General features: G+C 70.1%; 12 protein-coding genes. 4 read left to right on the top strand and 8 right to left on the bottom strand.

Going from position 1 to position 12,630, the window contains the following annotated elements:
- The first annotated feature begins 6 nt into the window (after positions 1–6).
- Positions 7–1,221, top strand: coding sequence for a CaiB/BaiF CoA transferase family protein (locus ABD327_RS23240; RefSeq protein WP_344452754.1), 1,215 nt, complete (start codon positions 7–9; stop codon positions 1,219–1,221).
- Between the two features lie 51 nt (positions 1,222–1,272).
- Here ABD327_RS23240 and ABD327_RS23235 read toward each other — a convergent pair whose 3' ends face one another.
- On the bottom strand, positions 1,273–1,956 hold the full coding sequence (locus ABD327_RS23235; RefSeq protein WP_344452752.1) for a PaaI family thioesterase: 684 nt from the start codon (positions 1,954–1,956) through the stop codon (positions 1,273–1,275).
- An 83-nt stretch (positions 1,957–2,039) separates the two neighbouring features.
- On the opposite strand from ABD327_RS23235, the gene ABD327_RS23230 reads away from it, so the two are divergent.
- Positions 2,040–2,666, top strand: coding sequence for a TetR/AcrR family transcriptional regulator (locus ABD327_RS23230; protein WP_344452751.1), 627 nt, complete (start codon positions 2,040–2,042; stop codon positions 2,664–2,666).
- A 7-nt stretch (positions 2,667–2,673) separates the two neighbouring features.
- On the opposite strand, the gene ABD327_RS23225 is transcribed toward ABD327_RS23230, so the two are convergent.
- Positions 2,674–3,489: an enoyl-CoA hydratase/isomerase family protein gene (locus tag ABD327_RS23225; RefSeq protein WP_344452750.1), complete on the bottom strand. Its 816-nt coding sequence runs from the start codon at positions 3,487–3,489 to the stop codon at positions 2,674–2,676.
- A 14-nt stretch (positions 3,490–3,503) separates the two neighbouring features.
- Entirely contained in the window at positions 3,504–5,141 is a 1,638-nt protein-coding gene (locus ABD327_RS23220; RefSeq protein WP_344452749.1) for an AMP-binding protein, read from the bottom strand.
- A gap of 174 nt (positions 5,142–5,315) precedes the next feature.
- On the opposite strand from ABD327_RS23220, the gene ABD327_RS23215 reads away from it, so the two are divergent.
- Positions 5,316–6,599, top strand: a complete 1,284-nt coding sequence (locus ABD327_RS23215; protein ID WP_344452748.1) for an amidohydrolase family protein — start codon at positions 5,316–5,318, stop codon at positions 6,597–6,599.
- Positions 6,600–6,623: 24 nt separating this feature from the next.
- Here ABD327_RS23215 and ABD327_RS23210 read toward each other — a convergent pair whose 3' ends face one another.
- The 5 genes from ABD327_RS23210 to ABD327_RS23190 all read right to left on the bottom strand — a co-directional run bounded on the left by ABD327_RS23210 (position 6,624) and on the right by ABD327_RS23190 (position 11,784).
- Positions 6,624–7,373 carry a GntR family transcriptional regulator gene (locus ABD327_RS23210; protein WP_344452827.1) on the bottom strand — a complete coding sequence of 250 codons (750 nt, stop codon included), beginning with the start codon at positions 7,371–7,373 and terminating at the stop codon, positions 6,624–6,626.
- A gap of 112 nt (positions 7,374–7,485) precedes the next feature.
- Positions 7,486–8,724, bottom strand: a complete 1,239-nt coding sequence (locus ABD327_RS23205) for an amidohydrolase family protein (RefSeq protein WP_344452747.1) — start codon at positions 8,722–8,724, stop codon at positions 7,486–7,488.
- Between the two features lie 78 nt (positions 8,725–8,802).
- On the bottom strand, positions 8,803–9,507 hold the full coding sequence (locus ABD327_RS23200) for a TetR/AcrR family transcriptional regulator (protein ID WP_344452745.1): 705 nt from the start codon (positions 9,505–9,507) through the stop codon (positions 8,803–8,805).
- Positions 9,500–10,480, bottom strand: a complete 981-nt coding sequence (locus ABD327_RS23195; RefSeq protein WP_344452744.1) for a Rieske 2Fe-2S domain-containing protein — start codon at positions 10,478–10,480, stop codon at positions 9,500–9,502. The genes ABD327_RS23200 and ABD327_RS23195 overlap by 8 nt, the downstream gene beginning before the upstream one ends.
- Before the next feature lie 110 nt (positions 10,481–10,590).
- Entirely contained in the window at positions 10,591–11,784 is a 1,194-nt protein-coding gene (locus tag ABD327_RS23190) for a CaiB/BaiF CoA transferase family protein (protein WP_344452743.1), read from the bottom strand.
- A gap of 67 nt (positions 11,785–11,851) precedes the next feature.
- Here ABD327_RS23190 and ABD327_RS23185 point away from each other — a divergent pair, with 67 nt between their 5' ends.
- Positions 11,852–12,628: an enoyl-CoA hydratase-related protein gene (locus ABD327_RS23185; protein ID WP_344452742.1), complete on the top strand. Its 777-nt coding sequence runs from the start codon at positions 11,852–11,854 to the stop codon at positions 12,626–12,628.
- The last annotated feature ends 2 nt before the right edge of the window (positions 12,629–12,630 follow it).

The following is a 12,630-nucleotide window of genomic DNA, read 5'->3' as shown; positions in this document are numbered from 1 at the left end:
CCTCCCATGACTCAGGGTGGAACCCGGCCCCTGGACGGCATCCGCGTCCTGGCGCTGGAACAGATGCAGGCACTCCCCTACGCGACCCAGCTCCTGGCCCGCCTCGGCGCCGAGGTCGTCAAGGTCGAGCCCCCTTCCGGAGACTCCGGACGCGGCTCCCTTCCCGCGATGACCGACCCCGAAGGCAGGCGGGTCGGCGCCACCTTCCTGCGCAACAACCTCGGCAAGAGCAGCGTCTGCATCGACCTCAAGAACCCGCGCGGCCGGGAACTCGTCCTGGAGATGGCCCCGAGGTTCGACGTCATCGCCGAGAACTCCAAGGCGGGCGCGATGGCGCGCCTCGGCCTCGGCTACTCCGACATCGCCGCCGTCCACCCGGCGGGCATCTACGTCTCGGTCTCCGGCTTCGGCAACACCGTGCCCACCCCGTACGGGGACTGGCCGGCCTTCGCCCCCATCGTCGAGGCCATGTCCGGCATCTACGAGATGAAGCGCACCGGCGACGAGCCGCCCCGCCCCGCGCCCGTCGGCGCGCTCGGCGACATCGGGGCCGCCCTGTTCGCCACCATCGGCATCCTCGCCGCCCTGCGCCACCGCGAGACCACCGGACGCGGCCAGTACGTCGACATCGCCATGTTCGACGCCATGATCGCGATGACCGACGTCGTCACCAACTTCTGGTCCATGGGTCTGCGCGACGGCGACGTCGGGCCGCTCATCATGCACGGCTTCCGCGCCAAGGACGGCTGGTTCGTACTCCAGGTCGCCCGCGAGCAGCACTTCGCCAAGCTCGCCGACCTCATCGGCCGCCCCGAGTGGAAGGACGACCCCCGCCTGGCCACCCGTCAGGGCTGGGTCGAGAACCTGGAGACACTCCTGCGCCCCGCCATCGAGGACTGGGCCGCCGGCTTCGGCAAGGTGGAGGCCTGCGACCGGCTGGGCAGGGCGGGCATCGCCGCGGGCCCCTGCCTCAGTGACGCCGAGGTCGTCGCCGACCCCCATGTCAAAGCCAGGAACATGCTGGTGGAGCTCCCCCGCACCGACGGGGTGGAGCAGCCCGTCCTCATTCCCGGCAATCCCGTGCGGCTGAGCGACGCGGCCCCCGCCGCGGACGGGCGCCCGCCGTGGCTGGGCGAGCACACCGACCTGGTCCTGGAGCGCGAACTGGGGCTCGGCCCGGCCGAACTGGCCGAACTGCACGCCGGGAAAATCATCTCTTGAACGTCCGGGGAGCGGACCGCCGCCCTGTCGGGCGGCGGCCGGAGGATCGGATCAGGACACACCCTGGGCGCGGCGGGCCATCCGCTCGATCTGCTCCCGGTCGAGCTTCACGAAGTCGCCGACGGCCTCCACGGTGACGTGCCCGTTCTGGATGAGGCGGCCGACCGTGCGCACCGAGCGGCCGTCGTGCTGTTCGACCTCGCCTTCCAGCACGCAGGGCACGTTCAGCAGAGTTGGCCGCCGGTACTTGAGCTCCAGCCGCGCCGTCGGGCCCGGCACACCAGCGACCACGGTGGCCGCGGCGAGGAGAAGGTCGAACGCCGAGGCGAGCATCGCGCCGTGCACGCAGCCGGGAGGGCCCTCGTAAGCACGGGTGAAAGTTCCCTTCAACAGGGCCTTCGGCGGCTCGAAGGACACCTTCAGCGGGACCGCGAGCGGGTTGTGCCTGCCGATCACCACGTCGAACGGCATCCGCGCGGTCAGGTCGGGCAGCCCCTCGGCCACCGGCTGGTGCACCACGGTGTTGGGCAGAGGCGTCTCGGGCACATGGCTCTCCAGCACGTCCGCGATCGCGTTCAGATCCCGTACGGCGGCCAAGGTGACGTCGGCGGGGGCGGGCGTCGCGGTGGTCAGCCCGATCAGCCTGCGCACGGCGTCGGCCAGTTCCGCCGAGGCGTCCTCTCTGCCCGCCAATACGGGGTGGACGAACTCACTCGAGGCCGGGGCGGAATGCATGGTTACTCCTTATTGCGGGTCAGGGCCGGAAGGTATCAGCCCTATACGATGTTTCCTGCCGTGAAAAGGGGGATCACACGCCGATGAGCGAGCGAAGCCTGCGGGAGCAGCGCCGGGAACGCCGCCGCGAGCTCGGACGTGACCAGATCCTGGACGTGGCCGAGGGCGTCTTCGCCCGCAAGGGGTTCCATGAGGCGTCCCTCCGGGAGATCGCCGAGCTCGCCGAGTACTCCGTGGGCGCGGTCTACGGCTTCTTCAGCGGCAAGGACGAGCTGTACCGGGAGATCTTCCTGCGCCGGGCCGTGGTGTTCATGTCGGGCATGAAGGAGATCCTCTCCTCCTCGCGGGCGCCGCAGCGGCAGCTGCGGGAGCTGGCCGAGTGGCAGGTGGAGTTCTTCCGCCGCCACCCGGAGTACGGACGGCTGGTACTGCGCAGCGGCGCCATCGCCTCCGCGCTGACAGGGGCCCCCTCGGACGCCGAGATCCTCGTCAACTTCCGGCAGGCCCAGGAGATGCAGGCCGACCTGTTCCGGCGCGGCCAGCGGGAGGGGACGTTCAAGCCCGGCGACCCGCACCTGCTGGCGCGGATGTTCTCCGGCCTGGTCAGCGCCTTCCAGGCCAGCGAGCTGACCGAGGAGGGGCCGCAGCCCCTCCCCCTGGCCACCTTGCTGGAGACGGTCGAGGCGGCCTTCGTCGCCGGGCGGGCGTGAGCAAGGCTCAGAGCCTTCCCCCGGTGCGGAACTCCGGAGGCACCCAGGACGGGTCGCGCCGCTCGGCGAACGCCCTGCCGCCCTCCGTCATCTCCTCGTTGTAGAGCAGCGCGTCGAACGTCATGCGGTCGACGGCGCCGTAGCCGCCGTTGACGATCCGCTTGACGTGCAGCCGAGCCTGCGGCGCGGTCCGGGCGATCTGGACCGCGACCTCCTCGGCCACGGCGCGCACCTGGTCGTCGGGGACGACGCGGGTGAACATGCCCCAGCTCTCGGCCTCCCGGGCGGTGACGGTCCGGCCGGTGAGCAGCATGTCCCGTGCCCGCGCGATGCCGATCTGGGCGGGCAGGTAGGCCGCGTACCCGGTGTCGGCGATGCCCCTGAACAGCTCCGGCGCCCGGACCGTGACGCTCTCCCCCGCCACCGCGACGTCCGAGAGCATCGCGATGAGCAGGCCTCCGCCCTGGGCGACGCCGTTCACCGCGGAGACGACGGGCTTCGGGGAGCGCCGGATCGCCTCGAACGGGGTGGAGTCGATGCCCAGCAGGTCGGGGAAGTCGAGCCAGCGGTCGGGCTCCCGGCCGCGCAGTTCACCGCCCGGCATGAACATGTCCCCGGTGCCGGTGATGATGAGCGCGGCGAGTTCCGGGTCCTTGTTGAGCAGGTCGACCGCCCGCCGGACGCCGAAGTACATGGCGCTGGTCAGCGCGTTGCGCGCCTCCGGCCGGTCGACGACGCACCAGGCCAGCGGGCCCTCGCGTTCGAAGCGCAGGTAGGGGGTGCCCAGGTCGTCGCCCTTGAGGCCCGTCGGCTCGGGGTTCATCTGCCCGTCTCCCATCAGCGGCGCTCGAAGGTCACGCCGGCGGCTTCGCGATCCCAGGTCGCGGGCGTGACGCCCTCGTCCCTGAGCAGGTTCTTGGTGGTCCGCCCGACCTGGCTCATCGGCAGCTCGTCGCGGAACTCGAAGTAACGGGGCACCGCGTAGTAGGGCAGCCGGTCGATCGACCAGCGGCACAGGGCCTCCTCGGTGAGTTCGGACCCGTCCTTGAGGACGGCCGTCACCTTGACGTCGTCCTCGCTGACCTCGCTCGGCACGGCGTGCACGCACACGTCCTTGACGTCGGGGTGCTCGTGGAACACCTTCTCCAGTTCCCAGCTCGAGATGTTCTCGCCCCGGCGGCGCATGTAGTCGGCCTTGCGGTCGACGAAGAACAGGTAGCCGTCCTCGTCGACCCTGCCGATGTCGCCGGTGTGGAACCACAGGTTGCGCCAGGCCTCGACGGTGGCCTGCGGGCGCTGCCAGTAGCCCTCGAACATCACGTGCGGCATGCGGGGCCGGCACACGATCTCGCCCGCCTCGCCCCGGGGCGCCTCGTGGTCGTCGTCGTCGAAGATCTTGACGTCGAAGCCCTCGGAGTTGACGATGCCCGCCGAACCCGGCTTGCCGGGCATGCCCGGCGGCAACCAGGAGATCAGCGACGCCTCGGTGGTGCCGTAGGCGTTGCTGAACGTGGTGACGCCGAACCGCTCGCGGTAGAGCTCGTCGATCTCCGGGGGGATGGGAGCACCGGTCAGCAGCCGCAGGGTGGTGTTGGCCTCCTGAGCGCCGGAGTTCTTGGCTTCCGGGCGGTCGTCCGCGCGGGCGACGAGGACGGCCAGCGAGCCCAGCAGCGAGGCGATGGTGGCGCCGGTGCGGTTGATCTCCGGCCAGAACCCCGAGACGGAGAACCGGCGGGACAGCGCGGCCCGGCCACCGCTGATCATCGTGCCGGTGAGCATGCACGAGATGGCGTTGAAGTGGAAGAGCGGCAGCGGGCTCCACACGACGTCCTCGGGGGTGCGGCCCCAGGAGGAGATGATCTGCCTGGCGATGGACAGGTGGTAGTTGTGGCTGAGCGCGCAGCCCTTGGACGGGCCGGTCGTGCCGCCGGTGTAGACGATGGTTCCCAGGTCCGCGGGGCGCACCAGGACGCCGGGCCGCGAGTCGTCGGCTCCCAGCAGGTCCTCCCAGGAGTGCAGGGACCAGCGGCCCTTCGCCTCGACCGCCGCGCCGCCCCCCTCGCCCACGACGACGACGTGCTCCACCGTCTCGAGGGAGTCGAGCAGTTCCAGCGGGCGCTCGGCCAGGTCGTCCTGGACGATGACGACGGAGGTCGTCGCGTCGGACAGCTGGTGGCGCAGCAGCGGACCCTTGAGCGCGGTGTTCACCGGGACGGAGATCGCGCCGAGCTTGTGGATGGCGAACCAGGACACGACGGCGGCGGGGCCGTTCTCCAGCATGGTGGCGACGGTGGAGCCGTGCCGGACGCCGAGCGAGGCGAGCGCGTTGGCGACCCTGTTGGCCTCACGGTCCATCTGCGCGGCGGTGTAGGAGGTGCCGCAGCAGTCCAGGAACGGTCCGTCCGGGTCCCTGTCGAGGCGGTGGTCCAGCAGTTCGAGCAGGGTGCTCTGCTCGACGTTCGCCCAGTCGGACATTCCGCTCTCCTTCAGGGGTAGGTGACCTGAATATATTATCTAATCTACTTTCTTGAACAAGGGCGCGGCGGCCCCTTGTCCTTCGGACTGAACTGCTGTTCACTTTTCTGAGACGAGGGTTCAGAGTTCGATCATCTCCCCTCCCCCCGCACCCCGTCGAGCCCGAGGAGCATCGTGAACCCCGAAGACCTGATCATGATCAGTGTGGACGACCACGTGGTGGAGCCGCCGAACCTCTTCGACGCCCACATCCCGGAGAAGTACCGGGACGCCGCTCCGAAGGTCGTCCGCAAGAAGGACGGCTCGGACGTCTGGACCTTCGGCGGCTCGATCATTCCCAACATCGGACTGAACGCCGTCGCCGGCCGCCCGAAGGAGGAGTACGGCATCGAGCCGACCGCCTTCGACGAGATCCGGCCCGGCACCTACGACATCCACGAGCGCATCAAGGACATGAACGCCGGCGGCATCCTGGCCTCGATGAACTTCCCGTCCTTCCCCGGCTTCAGCGGGCGGCTCTTCGCCGCCAACGAGGACAAGGACCTCGCCCTCGCCGTCCTGCGCGCCTACAACGACTGGCACATCGACGAGTGGGCCGGCGCCTACCCGGGGCGCATCATCCCGATGGCGCTGCCCGTCCTGTGGGACGCAGAGGAATGCGCCCGCGAGGTCCGCCGGGTCGCCGCCAAGGGCTGCCGCTCGCTCACCTTCACCGAGAACCCCGCCACCCTGGGCTACCCCAGCTTCCACAACGACTACTGGGACCCGCTCTGGCAGGCCGTCTCCGACGAGGGCGTGGTCGTCTCCATCCACCTCGGCTCGTCGGGCAAGCTGTCGGTGACCGCGCCCGACGCCCCGATCGACGTGATGATCACCCTGCAGCCGATGAACGTCTGCCAGGCCGCCGCCGACCTGCTGTGGTCGCGGGTCATCAAGAAGTTCCCGAACATCCGCTTCGCGCTGTCGGAGGGCGGCACCGGCTGGATCCCCTACTTCCTGGACCGGATCGACCGCACCTACGACATGCACCACCTGTGGACCGGCCAGGACTTCGGCGACAAGCTCCCCTCAGAGGTGTTCCGGGAGCACTTCCTGACCTGCTTCATCTCCGACCCCGTCGGCGTCCAGCTGCGGCACCTCATCGGCATCGACAACATCGCCTGGGAGTGCGACTATCCGCACTCCGACTCCTCCTGGCCCAACGCCCCCGAGGAGCTCGCCGCGGTCGCCGCCGACGTCCCCGCCGACGAACTCAACAAGATCACCTACGAGAACGCGATGCGCTGGTACTCCTTCGACCCGTTCGTGAACGGCCGGACCAGGCAGAACGCCACCGTCGGCGCGCTGCGCGCCGAGGCCGGCGACCACGACGTGAGCATCCGCTCCCGTGACAAGGGCCGATTCACCAAGTCCGTCGGCATCGAGCTGGGCGAACTCGCCAAGAACGCCACGGCCTGACCTGCGCCGGGCGGCCCCGACGGATCAGCCGGCGGAGGCCGCCTCGGCGTTCTCGTCGTCGAACATGCCGCGGCCGCGGAACAGCTCGACGACGAGGTCGCCCTGCCGGCGCAGCATGGTGGCGTACTCGCGTTCGGCCAGCTCGGGGTAGCCGCGTTCGATCGCGGTGACGATGGCGGCCACGCCCTCCCGCTCGACCTCGTCGGTGCCGGGGACCAGCGCGAAGAAGTTGCCGGGCACGATGTCGGTCATCTGGCGGAGCATGGTGCGCAGCCGGGGCGACTGGGCCGCCTCGATCACCGTGCGGTGGAAGTCCAGGGTGAGCCGGTGCAGGGTGTCGGGGTCGTCGGCCTCGGCGATCTGCTTCTGCAGCGCCTTCAGCGGCTTGGCGAGCTCGGGGCCCTTGCGCTCCACCGCGCGGCGGACGCCGAACCCGTAGAACAGCCCGTACAGCTCGTAGTGGTCGCGGACCGACGGCTCGTCGAGCGCGTTCACGAAGGCGCCGCGGTGCGGGATGATCGTCGTCCAGCCCTCGCGCTCCAGCGCGATGAGGGCCTCGCGGACCGGGATGCGGGAGACGCCGAGCGCCTGGGCGATGGCGTCCTGCGGCACCCGCTGGCCCTGCCTGAGCACCCCGTCGAAGATCAGTTTGCGGACGTAGAGGCGGACCTGCTCCCCGCTGCTCAGCCGGGCCAGGTTCCCGCCGGGCAGCGCCCCCGGCCCCTCGTACCCGGGCAGGGCTTCGGCCGTCGCGGCCTCCTGGCGGCGCACCATCTCGTTCACGTCCCCGACTCGGAAGGTGACCCCCTGTCACCTGTCTCAAACATAAGATATCAGGCTGACGGCCCGGAGCCGATCACTCCGGGACCGCCGCGCCTGTGACCTGTCACTCCCCGGGGAGGTCGAGCCCGAGCAGCCGGATGGCGTTCCCCCGGGCGATCTTGTTGATGGACCCCTGGTCGAGGTGCCCGTACTGCAGGGCGGCCTCCTCCCGCGAACGCGGCCAGGTGCCGTCCTGGTGCGGGTAGTCGGTCTCGAACGTGACGTTGTCGAGGCCGACCTTGTCGAGCAGTTCGACGCCGACGGAGTCCTTGAAGAAGCAGCTGGTGATCTGCCGGTAGTAGTACGTCGAGGGCGGCTCGGGGCAGTTCTCCTGGCCCTTGGCCCAGCCGCGGTGCGTCTCCCAGACGTCGTCGATCCGCTCCAGCAGGTAGGGGATCCAGCCGATCTGGGCCTCGGCGTACAGCAGTTTCAGGTCGGGGAAGCGGTGCAGAACTCCGGAGAACAGGAAGTCGGTCATGCTGGCGACGCTGTTGCCGAAGATGATCGTCGCGCCGACCGCGCCCGGGGCGTCCGGCGAGGTCTGCGGGGTCTTCGTACCCGAGCCGATGTGCATCGACAGGACGGTGCCGGTCTCGGCGCAGGCGGCGAAGAACGGGTCCCAGTAGCGCGAGTGGAGGCTGGGAAGGCCCAGGTAGGAGGGCAGTTCGCTGAAGGCGACGGCCCGCACGCCGCGCGCGGCGTTGCGTCGGACCTCGGCGACGGCCAGGTCCACGTCCCACAGGGGGACGATGCACAGCGGGATCAGCCGGCCTCCGCTGGAGCCGCACCACTCCTCGACCATCCAGTCGTTGTAGGCCTCCACCGAGAGCCTCGCCAGCTCGCGATCCCTGCCCCACAGGAAGATCTGGCCGCAGAAGCGCGGGTAGTTGGGGAAGCACATCTGGGCCTCGACGCCGTTGACGTCCATGTCCTTGAGGCGCTCGGAGGGGATCCAGCAGCCGGGCCGCATGTCGTCGTAGGTGATGCCCTCGTTGGTGACCTCGTCGGCGGGCACGCCCGCGGCGGCGATGTACCTCTTGATCTGGGTCATGACGCCTTCGTAGTTCCACCAGGCCACGTCGGGGCCCTCGGTGCCGGGCGTCTCCAGGTACTTGCCGTCGACGAGCTTCACGTCGCCGGCGGGGGCGTAGAGGATGCGGGGCCCGGCGTCCCGGAGGCGGGCCGGGAGCCGGGAGCTCCACAGGGTCGGCGGCTCCACGACGTGGGCGTCCACGTCGATGAGCCGCGGGATCTTTGCCAGCCGGTCGTCGAGCACGTCCGGACGGATGACCTGCTCCGTCACGAGACCCTCCCTTATATTGGATTCTATATACAGAGTACGGGACAAAAACTCCCCGGGCGACCCCGGGGAGGTGTGACGTCAGGCGGATGCCGCCGGGTCGAAGACCGCCGCCGCGATCCGCGCGGTCTCCTCGCCCACCGGGGCCGTCAGCGCGGCCACGGTCATGTCCACGAGGTTCGCCGTCATCAGCGGCAGCGGCAGGGGCCTGCGCCTGCTGTCCGGGGCGTCCTCGAGCGCGGCCCGGTCGGCCAGGAGGTGCAGGGCCGACTGCGAGGCCAGGAACAGCCGCTCGACGGCCAGTTCCCGGGGCATCACGGCCTCCATCAGCGCGATGAGCCTCCGGGACGCCTCGGTCAGGGCCGGGTCGACCAGGTGCTGGACCTCTTCGACGGCCAGTTGCGGGCGGTTCAGCGCCGACGCCCAGATCCGGATCGCGGCGCGAGGACTGGGGCCCAGCGCCAGATACTCGGCGAGCGGAAGGACGATCACCTCGGTCAGCGCCCGGACCTCGGCCTCCCTGCCCCCGCGCGCCAGTTCGGCGTACAGCTCCTCGTGCCGGTCGCGCAGCCAGGGGCCGTGCCGCTGCATGATCGCCCGCACCAGGCCGTCCCTGCCCCCGAAGTGGTAGTGCAGGGACGCCGTGCTGCGCTGGCCGGCGGCGCTGTTGATCTCGTTGAGGGAGACGCCCTCGATCCCCCGCTCGGCCATGAGCCGCTCCGCGGCGTCGAGGATCCTCTGGCGGGTCCCGGCGCCGCGGCCCCCCGCTGCTGCTCGTTCAGACACCACTGTCTTCCAGGCGCTTCACCCGGTTGGGGATCCACGGGCTCTCCGGGACCTGCTCACCATAGAACTGCTTCGCCCAGCGCCGGAACTCGATGATCGGCCCGTCGCCCTTGATCAGCAGCGGCTTCTCGATGTAGATCTTGTTCTCCCAGATCGGGACGTCCTCGGCGATCGCCTCCACGAAGGTCTTGATCATCCTCTCGGAGAACTTCTGCATGGACTTGGGGAAGATGAACACCCAGCGGATGTGCACGTTCTCCTCGTCCACCGGGCTCGCCGAGGAGACGAAGGACATGACGCCCTTCAGCCGCAGCGCGCCCAGGCCCAGGCCGTAGGACTTGCGGACGAAGTCCAGCGGGTAGACCTTGCCCTCCTTGTTCTTGAACTCCTGTCGCTCGGTGACGGTCTTGACGAAGCCGTCGTACTCGACGTCGCCGGCGGGCACCGACTCCATGCCGTGCACGTACTTGAAGTGCACGTAGTCGGCGTTGTTCTCGGCCATCTCCTGGCAGCACGTGGCGAAGCGGAACTCGTGGAAGACCGGCTCCGACCACTCCTCGTCGTCGAACTCCTCCATCTCCGGCATCGGGATGTAGGGGGCGGCGGCGCCCAGCTGGTGCCAGGCGAAGATGAGGCCGAAGCGCTCGACCACGGGGTAGGCGCGGACCCTCGCCTTGTCCGACGGTTCGGCGTCGGTGTAGGGGACGTCCACGCAGCGGCCGGAGACGCCGTCGTAGCGCCAGGCGTGGAAGGGGCACTCCAGGAGCTGACCGGCGACCTGACCGCCCTTGGCGAGGTTGGCGCCCAGGTGCGCGCAGTAGGCGTCGACCACCCGGGCCTCGCCGTCGACGGTGCGGAAGACGGCCAGGTCGCGGCCGAAGTAGTGCGCCGGGATGACCTGGCCTGCCGCGACCTCGTCGGACCGGGCCACGGCGAACCAGCCGTTGGGGATCGGGAAGGGGAACCGGGACATGTCGTCCTCCCGTGGCAGGGGTTTAGAGAACTCTCTTTAAAAGTTCTCTTCATTTGGAAGATAGCAGTGGGTGGCGGGTGCCACCAGAGGGCTTTCAGACCTTGTTCCCGTCAGGAGCGTGGCGTCCCGATGACGCCTTCCGCGCGCAGGCGCTCCAGTTCGTCCGGGGCGTAGCCGAGTTCGCGCAGGATCGGCTCGGAGTGCTCGCCCAGTGCCGGGACGGCGTCCAGGCGCCAGTCCCAGTCGTCGCACTCGGGGGGCGGCAGCAGCACGGTGACCGGGCCCTCCGGGCTGTCGACCTCGCGCCAGCGGTTCCGCTCCGACAGCTGCGGATGCGCGACAACCTCGCTCGGGGTGTTGAGCCTGGCGTGCCCGAGGCCCGCCTCCTCGGCGAGCTTGCGGGCCCCGGCCAGGGGGACGGTCGCCGCCCAGGCCGTGATGACCTCGTCGAGTTCGGCGCGGCGTGCCACCCGGTCGCTGTTGGTTGCGTAGCGGGGGTCCTCGGCCAGGTCGGGCCGGCCCAGGACCCGGGCGGCCAGACGCTGCCATTCCCGGTCGTTGGTGGTTCCCAGGACGAGGGTCTGGCCGTCGGCGGTCGGATAGGCGCCGTAGGGCGAGACCATCGGGGAGCTTAGGCCGTTCGGCTTGACGTCGAAGCCGCCGTAGCGGGCCTGGTTGAGCGCGAATCCCATCCATTCGGCGACCGCGTCGAAGAGGCCGACCGAGACCGAGGTTCCCTCGCCGGTGCGCTCGCGGGCGTACAGGGCGGTGAGCACGCTGGTCAGCGCGTACATGCCCGCGCCGATGTCGGCGATCGGGATGCCCGGTTTCGCGGGGTCCTCCGGGGTGCCGGTGATGGAGCAGGAGCCCGCTTCGGACTGGACGAGCAGGTCGTAGGCGCGGGCGAGGGCGTACGGACCGCCCCGTCCGTAACCGGAGATGTCCACGGTGATCAGCCGGGGATGCCGCTCCCGCAGTACGGCGGGGTCGAGCCCGAGCCTGGCGGCCGCGCCGGGGGCGAGGTTCTGCACCAGGACGTCCGCCCGCTCCAGCAGCCTGGCCAGGATCTCCCCGCCCTCGGGCCGCTTGAGGTCCAGGGCGAGGGATTCCTTGTTGCGGTTGGCCCAGACGAAGTGGGCAGCCATGCCGTGCACGACGTCGTCGTAGTCGCGGGCGAAGTCCCCGCCCCTGCGGTTCTCCACCTTGACGACCCTGGCCCCGAGGTCGCCCAGGTGGCGGGTGCACAGGGGCGCCGCGACGGCCTGTTCCACCGCGACGACGAGGACTCCGGCCAGCGGCTGCATCGATCACCTCAGCAAAAGGATTTGATTATGTATAAAATAGCATCTTGATATCGAGCAAGGAGAGATCATGAGCGGATCTCCGGAGAGCGTCGTACGCGTCACGGTCGACGACGGGGTCGGCGTGCTGGTGCTGGACGATCCTCGGCACCGCAACGCCCTGTCCAAGCGGATGAGCGACGACCTGGCACGGGCGGTGGACACCGCGCTGGAAGGCGGCGCGCGTGCGCTGGTGCTGACCGCCGCGCCTCCCGTCTTCTGCGCCGGCGGCTCCCTCGACGGGCTGCTGGACCGGACGGTGCCGCTCTCGGAGATGTACGCGGGCATGGAACGCCTCGCGGAGGCCCCGGTGCCCACCATCGCGGCGGTCGGCGGGCCCGCCATCGGCGCGGGCGTCAACCTCCCCCTGGCCTGCGACGTCGTGCTCGCCTCCCCCGCCGCCCGGTTCGATCCCCGCTTCCTGGACGTCGGCATCCACCCCGGCGGAGGCCACCTGTGGCGGCTGGCCGAACGGGTGGGCGCGCAGGGCGCGGCGGCGCTCGTCCTGTGCGGGGACCTGCTCACCGGCGAGGAGGCCGCCGCCAAAGGCCTGGCCTGGCGCTGCGTTCCCGAAGACGAGCTGGAGCCGACCGCGACGGCCCTGGCCGTCCGCGCCGCCGGGCGTTCCGCCCCGCTGGTGCTCCGCACGAAGCGCACGCTGCTGGAGAGCCTCTCCCTGTCCTCTCCCGAGGAGGCGGCGAAGCTGGAACTCGCCGCCCAGGAGTGGTCCGTGGAGCAGCCCGAGTTCGCCGAGACCGTCCGCGCCCTCCAGCGCCGGCTGGCGACGCGGCACGAGAAGAACGACTGATC

It is taken from the genome of Actinocorallia aurantiaca, assembly GCF_039533685.1.
GTDB classification, from domain to species: domain Bacteria; phylum Actinomycetota; class Actinomycetes; order Streptosporangiales; family Streptosporangiaceae; genus Actinocorallia; species Actinocorallia aurantiaca.
This window is presented reverse-complemented; position numbering and strand designations above follow the sequence as displayed.

Excerpts from the sequence above, each read along its gene's own strand:
- ABD327_RS23240 (WP_344452754.1), top strand. The coding sequence starts at position 7 with ATGACTCAGGGTGGAACCCGGCCCCTGGACGGCATCCGCGTCCTGGCG.
- ABD327_RS23235 (WP_344452752.1), bottom strand. The coding sequence starts at position 1,956 with ATGCATTCCGCCCCGGCCTCGAGTGAGTTCGTCCACCCCGTATTGGCG.
- ABD327_RS23230 (WP_344452751.1), top strand. The coding sequence starts at position 2,040 with ATGAGCGAGCGAAGCCTGCGGGAGCAGCGCCGGGAACGCCGCCGCGAG.
- ABD327_RS23225 (WP_344452750.1), bottom strand. The coding sequence starts at position 3,489 with ATGAACCCCGAGCCGACGGGCCTCAAGGGCGACGACCTGGGCACCCCC.
- ABD327_RS23220 (WP_344452749.1), bottom strand. The coding sequence starts at position 5,141 with ATGTCCGACTGGGCGAACGTCGAGCAGAGCACCCTGCTCGAACTGCTG.
- ABD327_RS23210 (WP_344452827.1), bottom strand. The coding sequence starts at position 7,373 with ATGGTGCGCCGCCAGGAGGCCGCGACGGCCGAAGCCCTGCCCGGGTAC.
- ABD327_RS23195 (WP_344452744.1), bottom strand. The coding sequence starts at position 10,480 with ATGTCCCGGTTCCCCTTCCCGATCCCCAACGGCTGGTTCGCCGTGGCC.
- ABD327_RS23190 (WP_344452743.1), bottom strand. The coding sequence starts at position 11,784 with ATGCAGCCGCTGGCCGGAGTCCTCGTCGTCGCGGTGGAACAGGCCGTC.
- ABD327_RS23185 (WP_344452742.1), top strand. The coding sequence starts at position 11,852 with ATGAGCGGATCTCCGGAGAGCGTCGTACGCGTCACGGTCGACGACGGG.